Genomic DNA, 17,861 nt, shown 5'->3' with positions numbered 1-17,861 from the left:
CAACATGGAAGAAGAATTCAGCTTCCTTCCCAGCGACGGCGACGACAGGGATATGGCCAGTCGCTTTCGAAAGTTTTTACCCGTCATTATTGATGTCGAAACTGGCGGCTTTAATAAAAACACCGACGCCCTGCTCGAAGTTGCTGCCGTACTTGTGCATATGGACAATCGCGGCCTGCTTGTGCGCGGCGATACCGTCGCTTTTCATATCGACCCGTTCGAAGGCGCCAATATCGAACAAAGCGCACTCGATTTCACCGGTATAGATCTCGACTGCGAAGCGCGCGATGCGGTTGAAGAAGATATCGCGCTCAAAGAAATATTCCGCGCGGTGCGCGATGAAGTCAAACACCAGGGCTGCAATCGCGCTGTGCTGGTGGGCCACAACGCCCACTTTGACTTAGGTTTTTTACACGCGGCCTCAGAGCGCAACAAAATCAAGCGCAACCCATTTCACCCGTTTTCGTGTTTTGATACCGCGACACTCTCCGGCCTTGCGTTTGGCCAGACCGTGCTCGCCAAAGCCTGTGAAAGCGCCGGAATAGAGTTTTCCAATAAAAGTGCGCACAGCGCTGCCTACGACGCCGAAAAAACTGCGGATTTATTTTGTTTAATTATCAATAAGTGGCAGCAACTTGGCGGCTGGCCGCCGCAAGCTTAGGCCTATTTTAACAGGGCTGACAATCGCCGCTGTAGTGCAGGTACTCAAGCCTTGCTTTGCCGTGGCGCTTGGCGTCGTACATTAGCTCATCGGCAATTTGTACCGCTTGCTCGGGGCTGAGCTTGGCATCGACATCAAGGCTGAGCGCACCAATGCTGGCACCTATATGTATGCGCTCGCCCCGGCACTGATTAATCGTCTCAATACTGCGCAGTAAACTCTCGCCAACTTTGCGCACGCCCGCTTCATCCCCCAGCCCTTGAAAAATCAACAAAAACTCATCGCCGCCAAGCCTGCCAACCGCATCGCTGCGCCGGCCGTGTTGCTGCAAGACTTGGGCGACTCGCTTTAACACCTCATCACCGGCCGCGTGACCGAGCTCATCATTGACCGCTTTAAAGCCATCAAGATCCAGAAAAGCCACAGTGAGACCGTCATTTTTACGCCGCTGCTCGGAGATCGCTTTGGCGAGCACAGAAAGAATGGCACTGCGATTGGGCAGGCCCGTCAAGGAATCAATAGAAGCACTTTCATAGAGCCGCTCGTTGAGCGCTTCGACGGCCTCCGCCCGCAGCTTGTCGCTGACATCAAGCATGCTTACCAGCAGGTAGTTGCCGCTTTTTAAGGCGATAGGGTGCACACTCACTTCTACTGGTAACTCAGTACCGCTTTTATTTTTTGCCAGCACATTGCGATCAAACTTCATACCCAAAGGCCTTGGGTTTGCCATATAGGCAAGTGTGTGCTCAGCGTGGCGCTCGTGGAAACGCTCGGGGATAATATTAAGAATACTCTGGCCTTCGAGCTCGTCTTGGGTCCAGGCCAGCGAACTTGCGGCGCGCTTATTACAAAAACTGATGCGCAGCTCTTCGTTGACCAGTAGCGCAGCGACAGGTGTGGCGTTGAGTAGGTTCTGAACCAAGGCTGTATCGGGATCTTGCTTAAACCGGGGCATGCTGCCCTCTTACTGTGAAGCTAACTCTTACAGTATGGCAACAAAATACAAATAGCCGAAGCAAACAAAAAAACGCCGGCAAAAGCCGGCGTTTTTTAAAATCTGAACAGGCGCAAACTTACAGCTTGTCTGCGTTGTCCTTCAGGTAAGAAGCAACACCTTCTGGGCTTGCATCCATACCTTTATCACCTTCTTGCCAACCGGCAGGGCAAACTTCACCGTGCTCCTGGTGGAACGCCAGAGCGTCAACCATGCGCAGCATTTCGTCAACGTTACGGCCCAGAGGCAGATCGTTAACAACCTGGTGGCGAACCAGACCGTCTTCGTCGATCAAGAAAGAGCCGCGGAAAGCAACACCGCCTTCAGACTCAACATCGTAAGCCTGACAAATTGCATGAGTCATGTCGGCAACCAGAGGGTACTTAACCGCGCCGATACCACCGTCTTCGATGGCAGTGTTACGCCAGGCGTTGTGAGTGAAGTGGGAATCGATGCTTACACCGATAACCTGAACACCACGCTTTTCGAACTCAGCTACGCGATGATCAAAAGCCAAAAGCTCTGAAGGACAAACAAAGGTGAAGTCCAGAGGGTAGAAGAAAATAACGGCTTTTTTACCTTTGATGGTTTCGGCCAGGTTAAATGCATCTACGATTTCGCCGCTGGCCAAAACTGCAGGTGCAGTGAAGTCAGGTGCTGGTTTTCCAACTAATACCGCCATGGTGGTCTCCATTTGAGAGTGATAATTCGCCCCGAATCAGCTTGTGCACAGACTCAGAGAAACAAAAAACTAAAACATCAGAGCGCACAGTTTTCATACAAACTTAACAATGAAAAACATGCCTCTGATAGAGCGGCCTAATCATACACCCTCTATCTAGCTGCGCTCATTAAAAATCTAAATAATCTCCATAGCCTGACACGATAGTCTACAAAACACACGGCCAGTGTTATTTACCGAAGCACAAACGTATGCGCTTACGTAAACACCCCGAGCTAAGTGCAACACTGCTCACTTAATGATGTAACGAGATGGTAGGAGCGAAGCTTGTACTTAAGAGAACAACATTGCGAGTTCGCTGAGCTTTTTCGGCAAGAGTAAAGTCCCTTGCCAGCTACATTTACACAACAACATACATTGCGACACACAGCGCAGTACGCAGCACTTAAGCCTTTAGTCCCAGGGCATTAACAACCGACAACAAGCAAACATAAACAAACACTAATATTGTGAGACATGCCTCACAAAAAGCCGCCACCTTATCGCACAAAAGTTCGAGCAAAGCTCGGGGGAACTTTTATTTTATTCAGTCCATACTACTATCCATGGACTGCTAAGGATGGCAAGGACAGGTCAGGATAGACCCGCTGGGAAGCATCGAAGTGCTTGGAAGCCTCGAATTTTTTTACGGATGATGACACGGAAGTACTCACGGACGACTCGCCCGGCCAGTGACGGTCAAGGGAAGCGCCCCCTCTCTCAGCTGAGAGAGGAACGGGCGCGGAATTCCCCCCTTCTATTCGTTTGTTTCATATCACAAACTTAAACACGACCACGCGTAAAATTCTGTTAAAATTTGCGAAGTTATTATTAGCTTTCTGGCGGCAGCTCGTACCCACACCTAACGAGCGCTGCTACGAGCCGGAACTACGCATCTTCCATCTGCTAACGGGATAGCCAAACGATGATCAAAAAAATCGCTGTACTCACCAGTGGCGGCGACGCGCCGGGGATGAACGCAGCAGTGCGCGCAGTTGTTCGCACCGCCATCTATCACGGCCTTGAAGTCGCCGGTATCTACAACGGCTATTACGGCCTGTACAACGACGAAATTGAAACACTAGACCGCCGCAGCGTTGCCGAAACCGTAAACCGCGGCGGCACCTTTTTAGGCTCGGCCCGTTTCCCTGAATTCAAAGAAGAAAATGTGCGCAAAGAGGCGATAAAAAACCTCGAAAAACACGATATTGAAGCCCTGGTTGTCATTGGCGGCGACGGCTCTTATATGGGCGCAAAAAAACTTACCGAGATGGGTTTCCCCTGCATCGGTATTCCCGGCACCATCGATAACGACGTAGCCGGCACCGATTACACCATCGGTTTTTACACGGCTTTAAATACCGTACTCGATGCCATCGACAGGCTGCGCGATACCTCGAGCTCACACAAACGTATTTCTGTCGTTGAAATTATGGGGCGCTACTGCGGCGATTTAACCATTGCTGCGGCGATTTGCTCGGGCGCTGAATTTGCGATTGTTCCGGAAGTTGAGTACAACGAAGAAAAGTTCCTGCAGGACCTGCGCGATCATGTCGAGCACGGAAAAAAACACGCCATCATCTGCGTCACTGAAAAAATCTGCGACGTTAACGACCTTGCTCAAAAAGTAGAAAAAGTTACTGAGCTTGAAACGCGCGCCACCATTCTCGGCCACATTCAGCGCGGCGGGGCGCCAACAGCCTTTGACCGCATGCTCGCCAGCCGCATGGGCGCCTATGCCGTCAAACTTTTGATGCAGGGACACGGTGGCCGATGCATAGGCATTCAGGCAAATAAACTTGTGCACCACGATATTATCGACGCACTCGAAAATATGACCCGACCTTACAACCCCCACCTGCTTGAGCTTTGCCACAAGCTCAGCTAAAACGCCAAAAACAGACAAAAAAACGCCCGCAATTGCGGGCGTTTTTATATCGAAACTCGCGGCTAGTTTAAACAACTAAATAGCAACGATCTCTTCTGCCTGCAGACCTTTTTGGCCTTCAGTGATTTTAAACTGCACTTGTTGACCTTCGGCTAAAGAGCGAAAGCCGTCGCCTTGAATTGCACTAAAATGCGCAAAAACATCGGGGCCACCTTCTTGCTCAATAAAACCAAAACCTTTGCTGTCGTTAAACCACTTAACGGTGCCGGTAACTTTTTCGGACATATGCGTTTCCTATAAAACAATCGTAAAACCCGCCCATTCCTGGACAAAATGCAAGAAGTGGTTTCTGACCTAGCAACTCCATTGCGGCAAAGGCTAAAACTAGCAGATGTACGAACAGATCTTACTAAGGAAGAACAAGCCAAACTTTCTAGCAGGGCCGAGTATAAACCCCCGACCACTGGGGCAGTCAACGCCTTTTGCGGCCAAAAGGCGAGAAAAAGCGCCTAAATAGGCGGTTTTCGGCGTAAGGCCTTTGTTTTGCCTCGCGCGACTTTCGTATCGACACGTTTGCGCTGAGAACTGCGGCTCGGTTTTGTCGCCTTACGGCTCTTTTGCTGTTTTACTGCGGCGCAAATAAGCTTTTTAAGGCGCTCGAGTGCATCGCTGCGATTTTGCTCCTGAGTGCGATACTGCTGCGCTTTAATAACAATGATGCCGTCACTGCTAACACGCTGATCACTAAGTGCTAACAAGCGCTCTTTGTAAAAATCGGGCAGAGACGATGCACGAATATCAAAGCGCAAATGAATGGCCGAGCTCAGCTTATTCACATTTTGCCCACCAGCGCCTTGCGCACGAATCGCATTTAATTCAATTTCAGCAAGGGGTAAGCAAACCCGCGCAGACAGCTCAAGCGCTTGCATATTTAACTAACGCCGAAGCAGGCGCACTTTAATTTGGCGCCCCTTTATTTTGCCCGACTTTAAGCGCTCCAGCGCTTTTGAAGCTTTGTTGCGCTGCACCGCTACAAACGATGTCATAGGCAAAACATCAATCTTGCCAAGCTCGTCAAAGCTCAAGGTATTGTCCTTGCACAGCGCACCGACTATATCCCCCGCTCGCAGCTTTTGTTTTTTGCCCAGATCCAGCTGCAGCGTATGCATGCGAGGCTGCGGCGCATCTTGCTGTAACAGCCCGCGCTCAGGCAAATCGTAGAGCTCCGCTTCAAGCCCGCGCGCCTCGCTCAAAGCCTCGAGCTTATATCGCTCTTTGTCGGTAAACAAACTGCACGCCAGGCCCTGCCCTCCGGCGCGCCCTGTGCGCCCGACCCGGTGGGTATGAACTTCGACATCGCGACTTAACTGGCAATTAAGCACCAGCTGAACATCGTCGATATCCAAACCTCTCGCGGCAACATCGGTAGCCACCAACACCGTCGCGCTGCCGTTGGCAAAACGCACCAGGGTTCTATCTCTATCGCGCTGATCCATATCGCCCTGCAGCGCAAGCGCAACCAGCCCATGCTGCTGCAAATACGCGGCGCATTCCTGTACTTCTTTTTTGGTGTGACAAAAAACGATCGCACTTTCAGCATGCTCAGCCATCAGCAATAACAACACGGCCTCAAAACGCTGATCGCCATCTTGTATGCGATAAAAGCGCTGTTCGATATTTTTATGCTGATGTTGGGCCTCGACCGATATTTGCGCAGGTTTATATAAATAAGAAGCAGCAACACTGCGCACCGCATCCGAATAGGTCGCACTGAACAGCAAATTTTGACGCTTCGCAGGACAGGCCTCAACAATCGTATCAATGCTGTCTCGAAAGCCCATATCGAGCATGCGATCTGCCTCGTCGAGCACCAGGGTGCGAAGCTCTGCCAGGTGCAGGCGACCCTTGCGCAAATGGTCTTCGATGCGACCGGGCGTACCGACAATTATATGGGCCCCGTGTTCAAGAGACGCAATCTGAGGCCCAATGGGCTGGCCACCGCAAAGGCTCAGAATCTTAATATTGTGAATCTGCCGCGCCAACTTGCGCAGTTCGGCGGCGACCTGGGCCGCCAACTCTCGCGTCGGGCAAAGCACCAGCGCCTGAATGCGAAAGCGCTTCACCTGCAAAGCATTGAGCAGCGGCAGCGCAAAGGCCGCCGTTTTGCCGGCGCCGGTCTGCGCCTGTGCCAGTATGTCCCGGCCGTTTAAGGCTTCGGGCAGTGTCGCGGCCTGAATCGCCGTAGCCTCGTCATAGGCCAGGCTTTTTAGATTGGCCAGCAATTCAGCTCGCAACGGAAAAGATTCAAAACTAGGCACGATGTCGGCTCCAACTGCGCAATGGCGGCGCATAGTAACATAGCTGCGCGCGCCCTTTTTCAACCGCGATCAGCTGCAAACGGCTTGAACAATAAGCTCACAACAGCCAGATGCTACCTCAAGTAACATATTCAGCTATCAATAAGAGCAAATCTAGATCAAAAAGCCACCACTAATTCCATTTTTGGTGATTTATGCGCCAAGAAATAGCAAAACATCATTTCACAAGTGTTACCCAACTACACATAATGCGCGCCATCAAATACAAACACCCTGGAGATCACCGAGTTGAACCGCGCCTTTATGCAATTTACCGTCGAAGTCATGCTTGTCTTGCTTGGCCTGGCCATTGCGAGCCAGGTTATTGCCAGCGACAACAGCGACAGTGGTGCGACATCAGCTCAATCTGATAGCCAGCTTGTCCAACGCGACGACGCGGCCTTGCAGCAACACACCGAACTTCGTGTCAGCCGCTTTGCGCTGGCCAGCGATAAAAACCTAAACGCTGAGTTTCGCGCTGAAAATCAACTTGAAAAGGTCAGCGGTCTCGGCAGCGAAGAACTCGCCACACGCCGCACTTACGCTGCCGCCTTTAACGGCTCGGGCAGTTTTAGCAAGCTTAGCTACCAAACGCGTATCGCCTACGCCGCTAACGAAGAGCAGCAGGTGCAAAACTCAAACGAAACCAAGCTGAGCTACAACGAAAAGCTCGGTGCTTTTGCACTGACGGTCTACGCCCTCAACCGCCAAAGCCAGGCGCCCGGCTCTCTGGCCTGGGGTGCGCCACTGCAGGGCATGGAAGAAGACGAAGAGCTCGAGCAAATTCGCAACCGCAGCAAGCACTACGGTGTTCAGGTTCAGTACCACGCATTTTCGGCCAGCCTCAAGCAGCTCAGCGAAAACTACGACAGCAACTCCGAAGGCGAGCGCGAGTTCAGCGCACTTGAGCTGAGCGCACGCTACGAGCTTTTAAAAGAACTCGCGTTTGTATCAAGCATGGCCCCGGTTAGCCAAAAGCACATCGATGACGGCCACAGCAACGACTACATCGCCTACCGCGCAGGCTTTAGCGTAAAGCCTTCCAAAGGTGTGCAAAGTGAATGGCTGTTTGAACGCGGCGCTCACTACGCAGCGTTTGACTGGGCTGACGCACCCAAAGCGCAACTGGCAAGCCGCACCAGCATCAGCCTTAACGAGTTTACTCAGCTAAATGTGCAGATCACTCAGCCACTGGAGCTGGCCTACAGCGATACCAACGCCATTGTTCAGCTGCAAGCCGACTTTTAACAACGGGCCCATTCGGGCCCGCCGCCCTTCCCGCTAAGCGCTAGCAGCCCACTTTATAGGGCGGCCTAAGGCCTCCCCAGCAGATACAGCAACAACAGCTCACAGTGCCTCTCGGCTTAACTTGCCGTAATTCAGCTATCCTCTAAAGGAAATAAAGGAGGCTGTTATGTACCGACTGATCTACCGAAGCAAAAGTGCCGCCAGTGTCGACTGGGACTGCATGCGCGACATCATGCACAGCAGCGAAGAGCACAATCAACAGCAACAAATCTCCGGGGTATTACTCGCCAGCGCCAGCCACTTTTTGCAGATTATTGAAGGCAAATACGAAGACGTGAACAGCACATTTATGCGCATTATTCACGACCCGCGTCACTCGGATATCAAACTCATCAGCTTTGGCTGCATTGATGCGCGCCTTTTTGAAGGATGGGGCATGAAAGGCATCGGTGTCTTTGACTTTAACACCGAAACCGCCGACGCATTAAAAACCAAATACGGCAGCGAAAATAACCAGGTAAGTTTCCCACTCGAAGAGTGGATGGTACTTGCAATGGTGCACGATATTCACGTACATAAAAAACTTCCAAACTGGAAGCGTTAGATTTATCACTTGGAATGGCCACAACAAACAAAGCAAAATATTGCTTAAACTTGAAAAATAGTTGACCAAAATCTTTTCGGAACAGCCACTTAAAACCGTCATTTTCGGTAAATCGCGCCAAAGTATTGAAGACTCATTTAAACAGTGCTTAGATTGCCGCTCGTGGAAAAATGACAGCCACGAAAAAAGCAAGAAACAGGCAGTACTTGCTCAATAACACATGGAAATTTAAGGAAATAATAATGAGTGTTAAATTAACCAAAAGCTTCAGACCAGTGCTAGCCTTATTGTGCTTAAGTGCAAGCACCTCACTGATGGCGGCGAGCAAAACTTATACTCCGCCGCTAAAAAATGGCTTTCCAATCGCAGAAGAAACTGCCGCGCAGTTCTGTAAAGAGAAAAACTCCGCATACACTGAATATACAATTAACAGCAAATCAACCGCGGTGGATCAATCTGTCGCTATTCGTATATCCAATACCTGGGCCCTCTCGTTTCCAACTCAGGTCGAGGTCAAAGTAAATAAACTGACCTGTAAAGAGCCCGCTGGACCCGCGCCAAAAACTTATTCTTATCCAAGAGCAAATGGTGCTGTACTGATCATGGGTTTACCAGAACAAGCAGCTTACTTCTGCGCATCAGAAGGTTACCCGGCTCGCTATTCAAGCTACAAAAGCGTTTCAGCGCCTTATGAAACTCAATACACTGGCTGGGCCTACAAAAGCAGTGCCACCGGCAGCTGGCAATACTATGCGCCAACTCAATACGGACCACCGGTATTATCAGAAGTTTCCTGCTACTAGCAGCATAAGTGCGCCGTAAACTAGGCGCACTTACTTCTCTACAAATAATCTATAAATACCGCCCATCAAGCGCAATTTTTAACAGTGCCGCTACCGACATCACGTCGGTGATGCGGCCATCTTGCGCCATGCTAATCGCCTCGCTTAATGGCAGCTTGATCACTTCAATATCTTCAGTATCTTCAAGTGCCTGCATGCCCTCACTTAAACCTGTTGCCACAAACACGTGGGCGCGCTCGTTGGTAATCGAATTAGAAATTTGCAGCTCGAGGATTTTTTCAATTTTTTCCGCTTTAAGCCCCACCTCTTCTTCTAGCTCTCTTAACGCGGCAAGGGCTGGGTCTTCATCGCGCGAGGCACCGCCCTCGGGCACTTCAATGGTTATCTCGTCCATTGCATAGCGGCTTTGTTTTACCAGCCAGGTATCGCCGTTTTCACTAATCGGCACCACCGCAACCGCACAGCCTTTAAAACTTACTAAACCGTAGATGCCCTCAGTACCGTTAGGGCGCAGCACTTGCTCGTGACTGACTTCTATCCAGGGGTTTTCGTAGACTACTTCTTTACTCAGGCGCTTCCAGCCGCCAACTTTTTCAACCACCTTGCGATCAATCATCTACCTGCTCCCTTTTAGCTACGCTAACACTTATAACGGCCAGATTAATCGCTTTATATAAAACGCAGAAAAACCGGCCGATTAAAAATAAATAAAACTCGTACCGATTAGTTTAAAAAACGCTCTGCACTGGCGCGTTTGTGCTCGGGTATATCTTGCCAGTCGCTGTACTGGACCTGGCCGCCGTCATCGACCCATTTGTAAACCGTACTTCGCATATAGGGCTTCGCTTCGGAAGACGGCAAGCTATCTGAGTGCCGGCCACGGGATTCTTTGTCTAATAACGCGCTTAAATCAGCGGTGTCGAGCTCGGGCCGGCTTTCCATAATCACGCTAACTAATTTTTGAAAATTTTGATCGGCCATCAGCTGTGCAGGGTTTTTATCCGCGAGCGACCGGCGCCAGGCCTGATCTTCAAGCAGGGGCGCCACTCTGGCATCGTGTTTCACCGCAAGCATGCGCCGCCAGACAAAAGTCATTTGCTCAGCAAGGAAGTCTTCGGCCTGCGCCTGAGTGCGGCCGCCGCGCTCCAGCTGCTTTAACAGTGGCTCGGCCGCCGGATCAGCAACCAACATTTGAAACTCGCGACTGGAACTCAAACTTGAAACATCGTTGCTAGCCATCATGCGCTGCAAACGCTGACTGTGCACAACTTTGCGCATATTGTCGCTCTGCCCAAGCGCCTTGACGGAACTAATCACCGTGCCCGGCTCACTCATTACCGCGGCAATAGCCTCAGCTTGCGCCGGATCATTGCCGGCAAGCTTCAAGCCGGCTTCGGTGAGTTCACCGACAAACTGCTTTGCCACTTGATTCAAAGCGCTGTTTTCACCAGCTACGGCAACGCTCGCATCTTTATTCAGCGCTTCGGCAGCAAAGTCGATAAACCAGATAAAGATCAGCACCATTACCGAACCAATGCCGGCACCGACTACAGCGCCAGCTGCACGAAGTAAGTGGCTCTTACTTTTAAGAAACGGCAACAGCGCCCTTGCCAGCATCGGAAATACGCTGGTAATAACAATAAATATCAGCGGGTAGGCAATAAAGCTGGTATAGGCAGCCAACTCAGCACTAAATAGCGGCAAACTCTGCAGCCACTTTGCGAAGCTCGCACCCCACAAAATAGAAGCCAAATAAGCAAGACCGAGGGCCACAAGCCCAAGCAGCGCGTTCCACAAACCGCGGCGCCAGCCGAGCACGGCTTGAAAGCCCACCCAAGCCAGCGCGGCGTAAATCAGCCAATCTTCCACGTCTTTTTTACCTTATACCACTGTTATTGCTTACTATCTCATCAATGCGCGATCTGTTAAAATCGCGCGCCCGAAGAACGGGGCAAAAATAAGCTCGGGGCCCTTAGCTTGTTAAGCCAAAGCTTTTATTTTAGAGAGCAAAAACTCACGCAAGAGCAAGTATCCAGCCCCAATTTTGCGCCTGCGCACAAAAAAACATGAAGACAGTACAAACACGTACGTCTCAACTCAAGCCCTTTCAACGCCTAAGCGGAAGCATACATGAGCAAAGCGACCTCGCTGCAAGAACTGAGTAACCAAAATGAATTTATCGGCCGCCACATCGGCCCCGATGCCGCCGATACCGAGCTTATGCTCAAACAGCTCGGCCTCGACAGCCTCGAGCAACTGGTTGAACAAGCCGTGCCCGAAAGCATCCGCCTAAACGAGGCAATGAAACTCGGTGGCGCGGTCAGTGAAAGTGATGCGCTGGCTGAATTGAAAGAAATCGCCAGCCGCAACAAGGTCTACAAGAACTATATTGGCCAGGGTTACCACGATTGCCACACGCCTCTGGTTATTCAGCGCAATGTGCTTGAAAACCCTGGCTGGTACACAGCCTACACGCCTTATCAGCCGGAAATTAGCCAGGGCCGCTTAGAGGCACTGCTGAACTTCCAGCAAATGATTATCGAGCTAACCGGCATGGACATGGCCAACGCCTCCCTGCTCGATGAAGCCACTGGCGCAGCCGAAGCGATGGCGATGGCCAAACGCTCCAATCGTGTGAACAAGAGCACGGTCTTTTTTGTCGACGAGCAGAGCCACCCACAAACCATCGAAGTCGTGCGCACGCGCGCAGGATTTTTTGGTTTTGAGCTGCATATCGGCCCAATTTCTGACATAGCCAAGACCGACTGTTTTGCCGCCTACGTGCAATACCCCGGTACCGATGGTGAAGTGCCCGAATTAAAGAGCCTTGCCGATGCCCTGCACAGCAAAGACGCGCAGCTGATTGTCGGCGCCGACATCTTAAGCCTCGTGCTGCTTGAAAGCCCGGGCGCCCAGGGCGCTGACATCGTTGTTGGCTCCAACCAGCGCTTTGGCATTCCGATGGGTTTTGGTGGCCCACACGCCGGTTTCTTTGCTTTCCGCGAAGCGCACAAACGCACCACCCCCGGCCGCATTATCGGCGTCAGCATCGACTCGCGCGGCAAGCAGGCCCTGCGCATGGCCATGCAAACTCGCGAGCAACACATTCGCCGTGAAAAGGCTAACTCCAATATTTGTACCTCGCAGGTACTGCTCGCCATCATGAGCGCTTTCTACGCGATGTACCACGGCGCCGAAGGCGTAAAGCGCATAGCCAATCGTGTGCACTTTGCTACCAAAGTGCTCGCCGCCGGCCTTGAAAAACAGGGTTACAAGATTCGCAACAGCAGCTACTTCGATACCCTGTGTGTGGAAGTGGATGATCGCCAACAGGCCTTAATGCAGCGCGCAGTAGACAGCGGTATTAACCTGCGCGCAGTCGGCAAAAACGCCGTCGCGGTGAGCCTGAACGAATGTACCAGCGAAGACGACATCAAAGATCTGCTCAGCATTTTTGCAGGTTCAGGTTTTAGCGACGTTTTCGAGAAACTGGAAGACTTAGCCGCAAGCATCGAAGCCATTCCGCCAGCGCTGCTACGAAAAGAGAACGCCCTGCAACACCAGGTATTTGAGCTCTACCACAGCGAAACCGACATGCTGCGCTACATGAAGCGCTTGGAGAGCCGCGATGTGGCGCTGAACCTGAGCATGATCCCGCTCGGCTCGTGCACAATGAAACTCAACGCCACCGCAGAAATGGTCCCTGTGACCTGGCCCGAGTTCGGCAAGATGCACCCTTTTGCACCGCTGGATCAGGCCCAGGGTTATCTGGAGCTCTTCGAGCAGCTCGAAGCCATGCTCGCCACCTGTACCGGTTACGATGCCATCAGCCTGCAGCCGAACGCCGGCTCCCAGGGTGAATACGCAGGCCTGGTTGCAATTGCCAACTACTTTAAGGCCAACGGCGAAAGCGAGCGCGATATCTGCATTATCCCAAGCTCGGCCCACGGCACTAATCCGGCCACCGCCCACATGGCCGGCATGAAGGTTGTGGTTAGCCCCTGCACCATTGACGGCAACGTCGACATCGAAGACTTAAAAGCCAAGGTTGAGCAGTACGGCAAACGCATCGCCGCGATCATGGTCACCTACCCTTCTACCCACGGTGTATTTGAAGAAGACATCCGCGATATCTGCGCCCTGATGCACAGTATCGGCGCCCAGGTGTATGTCGATGGCGCCAACTTAAATGCCATGGTTGGCCTCGCCGCACTCGGTGAATTTGGCGGCGACGTCAGCCACTTAAACCTACACAAAACCTTCTGTATTCCTCACGGCGGCGGCGGCCCCGGCATGGGCCCTATTGGTGTTAAAAACCATCTCGCGCCCTTCTTGCCCAGCCACCCACTGCAAGAAGTTAAAGGCACTAAATTAGAGAACGGTGTGATTAGCGCTGCGCCCTGGGGTTCTGCCAGCATTCTGCCCATCTCGTGGATGTACATTCGCATGATGGGCAAAGAAGGCCTGACCGACGCCACCCGCTACGCAATCCTTAACGCAAACTACGTGGCCGAAAAGCTCAAAGAGCACTTCCCTATTCTGTACACCGGCAAGCAGGGCCGCATCGCTCACGAATGTTTACTCGACTTGAGGCCCTTAAAAGCTTCTAGCGGTATTACCGAAGAAGATATTGCCAAGCGTTTAATGGACTTTGGTTTCCACGCCCCGACGATGAGTTTCCCGGTTGCCGGCACCTTGATGATCGAGCCAACCGAAAGTGAAAGCCTTGCTGAACTAGATAGATTCTGCGACGCGATGATAAAAATTCGCGAAGAAATCGCCGACGTTGAAAGCGGAAAGTTGCCGCAAGACAACAACCCCCTGGTACGCGCCCCGCACAGCTTAGATGACATGCTCGAAGAGTGGGACCGCCCCTACAGCCGCGAAGAAGCCGCCCGCCCGCTGCCGTATTTGCACGATCACAAATACTGGCCGTATGTGAATCGCATTGACAATGTTTATGGGGATAGGAATTTGCTTTGTTCCTGCCCGAGCATTGATAATTATGCGGATGAGGTTTGAGTTGTTGAGGTCATGGAATAAAGTGGGTTAACGATTTCAGAGAGTGGGTTAACTTAATAAAGTGGGTTAACGCCAATGAAAGCCCTGTAGATCAGGTAATGCCTGGAGTACAGGGCTTTCTCATATAATCTTTCGGTACCCCTGCAGCCCCTCCCCCAGAAGCTAAACCATTCTCAGTTAGACTCTAGGCTACTAACATCTGCTTTGGGACACGTAGTGCATTCGGCGAAAACGGCCAATAGCGGACTGTCGGGGGAGACTAGGTATAGATCATGCACTCTCCTACCTACAGCAAACTATTGTTTTGGGCTTAGCCTAGCTTTTACTGCTTCTCGCAAGCTCTGTATCACAACAAAAAACACGCAAGCAAAAATACAGCCGACAAAAGTAGCGCTAACAATACCGCCAAAGGATGCATAACCCAGGGCCTTTTGGCCACCATTACCCACGCCACTGGCCATCATTAATGGCACCAGACCAACGCCAAAACTAAAGGCCGTCATAAATACTGCTCTCGCGCGGGCCCTCATCGCTTCTATCGCAGCTTCTTTCAGTCCAAGCCCCTGTTCTTCACGTAAAGTTTTAGCAAACTCGATTATAAGTATTGCGTTGCGTACCGTCATACCAATCAATAACACCGCGCTTAGCTGGGTCAGCATATTGATTTCTGAGCCAAGGGCCAAAACTCCGCCAGTAATACCAATCACAGCCGTTGGAACCGTGAGCATAATAATTAGTGGAATCACCCAAGATTCATATTGAGCAACCAACACCAAAAAAGTAATCAACAAAGCCAAGCCAAATACAATCAAAACCTGATTGCCCGCTTTGACCTCTTCAAGTGCCGTTCCGGTAAATTCATAACTAACACCATCGGGCAGTTCAAGTGCTTGCACTGCTTGAATCGCGGCACCGCTCGATCCCGAAGGCATAAGGTCCACCGCCACAGACTGAAATACATTAAAGCGACTAATAAAAGCCGGGACGGTAACTTCTTCAACCGTCATGACCTGAGTCGCCGGAATTGTGTTGCCGTTCGGGTGTGCGAATTGAAGCAATTCAAGCGCCTCAGCATTTTTTCTATACGAAGGATCATTCTGAATCAGCACCTTGTAATTGCGCCCCTCTTTATTAAAGGTATTTACATACATGCCACCCATATAAGCCTGGATACTCGCAACCACATCGGCATAAACCACACCGTAGTTATCGAGCGCTTGCCTATCTAAGTTCAAACGTAAAGAAGGTTTATCAACACTGTATTGCGTAGAGGCATAGCTAATAGCCTCACTCGCATTTAATTCCGCCACTATTTGAGCAATTAACTCACCCATCTCAGCAGGGCTTCGGCCTTTGGCATCGTTAAATACCACATTGACACCATTAACCATGCCGAGCTCAGGAATAACGGGCGGTTTAAAGGCGAAACCTAAAAAGCCTTCTTTGCTCGCCAGCAGAGCATTGAGTTGTTCTACCAACCAATCATCCGATACTTGCCTTTCAGTAAGTGGCGGCATGGTTGCAACGATCATAAATGAATTCATTTCAGCAGCTTGGGTAAGCAGATTAAAACCACTGGCCGACATCACATTCGCAACGCCTTCAAGCTGAAGAATGTCCTTGCTCAATTCAGTCGTAAGCGCATCGGTTTTGGCCAGTGAGCTTCCCTGAGGAAATGAACCGACAACAAATACGGCAGAGGTATCTTCGTTTGGCAGCATACCGCTGGGGATGCCTTTTGCTGCTTCAAAAGTCGCATACAACATGGCAAGCAACACCATAATAGATACAAGAGGCAACTTAACAGCAGCTTTAGTTAAGCAAGTGAAGCCCCTTACTTTAGCGCCGATCAATTTCTCCAGTACGCGCGCAACACTGCCTTTGTTTTCTCGTTTCATAAATAAAACGCAGAGCGCGGGTGTAAGCGTTAAAGCGACTACCGTGCTAACAAGCACTGCAGCACACAAGACGATACCGAACTGACCGTAGATGATCCCGGTCATACCGGACATAAATACTGTCGGTGCAAACACAGCCAGTAAAACCAACGCACTTGCGACAATTGGGCTAACAACAACGTCCATCGCTTCAGAGATAGCGCCTTTGACACTCAGGTCTTTCTTCTCGTGCAGAATCGACTCAGCTTTCTCAATAACAATAATGGCCGCATCAACAACGATGCCAATCGCCATCACTAAACCAAACATCGAAATAATATTGATACTGATATTTGCTGCCGACATCACCGCAAAAGTGCCAATCAGCGATACTGGAATCGCCGTGCAGGTAATCAAGGTCAAACGCAGTGACTGCATAAAGAACAAAGTTACCAACGAGACAATGACCACGGCCAGGATCAGTGTTTCAATAACGGAATAAATAGCCCCGGCAACAAATTCGGTTGTATCGTAGACGGCTTCAATGCGGTAGGAGCTATCCATACTATTTATCAGCTCTTTAACTGAAGCCCCCACATCCATCGCATTGGCATCGGGAGTTCGATAAATAAAAATCAAAGAGCCTATGCCACCGTCGCTGTAGGCATTGGCAACATAGGATTCCGACCCCAGGCTAACTTCGGCAACATCGCGGAGTAACACTTTTTTAGATAGCGCTTTATTGCGTATTACGATATTGCCAAACTGATCGGCTTCGACCAAACCACCATCAACGGAAAGTGAATACTCAAGCTCATCACCGACAATGCGGCCTGCCCCGGCAATTTTGTTTTGTTGAGCAATGGCGTAGGAAATCTCATCAATATTGACCTTAAACTGAGCCATTTTTACCGGGTCGAGCCAAACACGCATTGCGTACTTTTTTTCACCGACGATCTGTACCTTCGATACACCGCGCAAGCGCTGAATAGCTTCTTTTAAGGCTCCGCCAGAGAACGCATTGATTTCAAGTTCGCTTGCCTTTCCATCCGGGTCGCTAACTGCCAACGCTAACACCATACCGCTGGTGTACTTTTCAACGGTGATTCCATTGCGGGCCACGTCGACGGGTAATTCAGGCAATGCCAAATTAACCCGGTTTTGCACAAGACTCACAGCCCTGTCTGCATCAGTGCCTGCAGCAAAGACCACTTCGAGCGAGTAGGTTCCGTCGGAGCCGGAAGTCGATTTCATAAACTCCATGCCTTCAACGCCGTTTACTTGCTTTTCGATATTGGGCGCAACAACTTTAGCGACCACCTCGGCACTGGCGCCATCCATCCAGGTGTAGACCTGCACAGTTACCGGAGCGACATCGGGGTAGCGGGCAACCGGCGAGTTAATTGCAGCGATGGCACCGGCGAGCATCATAAAGATACTGAGAACCACGGCAAATTTGGGACGATTGAGAAAGATTTTTAACATAGCGGCGCACCACCTGAATTTATCTACAACATAGGCTCATACTAAAGCCCGCTCGCATACTAAGCATTACTAAGTGTATTGCCAGAGCTTAGTAGTCAATTTGTCACTATCGCGCTCAATCTATGTACTCCCCGTGCAAGTTTCACCCGAATTATGCCCGCCCCTCTTAATTGTCACTACTAAAGCTCACCAGTGCGGCTA

General features: G+C 50.9%; 14 protein-coding genes. 6 read left to right on the top strand and 8 right to left on the bottom strand.

The genetic code is table 11. The annotated features are described in order from the left end of the window. Positions 1–4 precede the first annotated feature (4 nt). A complete protein-coding gene (gene rnt / locus CFK45_RS09810; RefSeq protein ID WP_239923633.1) occupies positions 5–661 on the top strand; it encodes a ribonuclease T in 657 nt (218 codons plus the stop codon). 7 nt (positions 662–668) lie between these two features. Here rnt and CFK45_RS09805 read toward each other — a convergent pair whose 3' ends face one another. After that, positions 669–1,616 carry a sensor domain-containing diguanylate cyclase gene (locus tag CFK45_RS09805; RefSeq protein ID WP_096086270.1) on the bottom strand — a complete coding sequence of 316 codons (948 nt, stop codon included), beginning with the start codon at positions 1,614–1,616 and terminating at the stop codon, positions 669–671. 118 nt (positions 1,617–1,734) lie between these two features. Then, positions 1,735–2,337: a peroxiredoxin gene (locus CFK45_RS09800; RefSeq protein ID WP_096086363.1), complete on the bottom strand. Its 603-nt coding sequence runs from the start codon at positions 2,335–2,337 to the stop codon at positions 1,735–1,737. A 964-nt stretch (positions 2,338–3,301) separates the two neighbouring features. Here CFK45_RS09800 and pfkA point away from each other — a divergent pair. Continuing rightward, a complete protein-coding gene (pfkA, locus tag CFK45_RS09795; RefSeq protein WP_096086269.1) occupies positions 3,302–4,264 on the top strand; it encodes a 6-phosphofructokinase in 963 nt (320 codons plus the stop codon). Between the two features lie 75 nt (positions 4,265–4,339). Here the strand turns inward: pfkA and CFK45_RS09790 are convergent, their stop codons facing one another. From CFK45_RS09790 to dbpA, 3 genes are all read right to left on the bottom strand, one after another. After that, a complete protein-coding gene (locus CFK45_RS09790; RefSeq protein ID WP_096086268.1) occupies positions 4,340–4,549 on the bottom strand; it encodes a cold-shock protein in 210 nt (69 codons plus the stop codon). A gap of 224 nt (positions 4,550–4,773) precedes the next feature. After that, positions 4,774–5,193 (bottom strand): alternative ribosome rescue aminoacyl-tRNA hydrolase ArfB, encoded by a 420-nt coding sequence (arfB, locus tag CFK45_RS09780; RefSeq protein WP_096086266.1) that lies wholly within the window; start codon positions 5,191–5,193, stop codon positions 4,774–4,776. A gap of 6 nt (positions 5,194–5,199) precedes the next feature. Then, positions 5,200–6,615: an ATP-dependent RNA helicase DbpA gene (dbpA, locus tag CFK45_RS09775; protein WP_096086362.1), complete on the bottom strand. Its 1,416-nt coding sequence runs from the start codon at positions 6,613–6,615 to the stop codon at positions 5,200–5,202. Positions 6,616–6,870: 255 nt separating this feature from the next. Here dbpA and CFK45_RS09770 point away from each other — a divergent pair, with 255 nt between their 5' ends. From CFK45_RS09770 to CFK45_RS09760, 3 genes are all read left to right on the top strand, one after another. Continuing rightward, entirely contained in the window at positions 6,871–7,869 is a 999-nt protein-coding gene (locus CFK45_RS09770; RefSeq protein WP_096086265.1) for a hypothetical protein, read from the top strand. Positions 7,870–8,035: 166 nt separating this feature from the next. Continuing rightward, positions 8,036–8,473 (top strand): BLUF domain-containing protein, encoded by a 438-nt coding sequence (locus CFK45_RS09765; protein WP_096086264.1) that lies wholly within the window; start codon positions 8,036–8,038, stop codon positions 8,471–8,473. 242 nt (positions 8,474–8,715) lie between these two features. Further along, complete coding sequence (locus CFK45_RS09760) at positions 8,716–9,276, top strand: hypothetical protein (RefSeq protein ID WP_096086263.1); 561 nt, start codon at positions 8,716–8,718, stop codon at positions 9,274–9,276. 49 nt (positions 9,277–9,325) lie between these two features. Here CFK45_RS09760 and CFK45_RS09755 read toward each other — a convergent pair whose 3' ends face one another. Next, positions 9,326–9,892: an NUDIX domain-containing protein gene (locus CFK45_RS09755; protein ID WP_096086262.1), complete on the bottom strand. Its 567-nt coding sequence runs from the start codon at positions 9,890–9,892 to the stop codon at positions 9,326–9,328. A 107-nt stretch (positions 9,893–9,999) separates the two neighbouring features. After that, the gene (locus CFK45_RS09750; protein WP_096086261.1) at positions 10,000–11,145 is read right to left on the bottom strand and encodes a CvpA family protein; all 1,146 of its coding nucleotides are present in this window, start codon (positions 11,143–11,145) and stop codon (positions 10,000–10,002) included. Positions 11,146–11,406: 261 nt separating this feature from the next. On the opposite strand from CFK45_RS09750, the gene gcvP reads away from it, so the two are divergent. Then, entirely contained in the window at positions 11,407–14,298 is a 2,892-nt protein-coding gene (gcvP, locus tag CFK45_RS09745) for an aminomethyl-transferring glycine dehydrogenase (protein WP_096086260.1), read from the top strand. 296 nt (positions 14,299–14,594) lie between these two features. Here gcvP and CFK45_RS09740 read toward each other — a convergent pair whose 3' ends face one another. Then, on the bottom strand, positions 14,595–17,660 hold the full coding sequence (locus CFK45_RS09740) for an efflux RND transporter permease subunit (RefSeq protein WP_096086259.1): 3,066 nt from the start codon (positions 17,658–17,660) through the stop codon (positions 14,595–14,597). Positions 17,661–17,861: the final 201 nt, after the last annotated feature.

Source organism: Agaribacterium haliotis (assembly GCF_002312815.1).
GTDB classification, from domain to species: Bacteria; Pseudomonadota; Gammaproteobacteria; order Pseudomonadales; family Cellvibrionaceae; genus Agaribacterium; species Agaribacterium haliotis.
The sequence above is the reverse complement of the archived record's forward strand: the minus strand, read 5'-3'. Positions and strand labels throughout refer to the sequence as shown.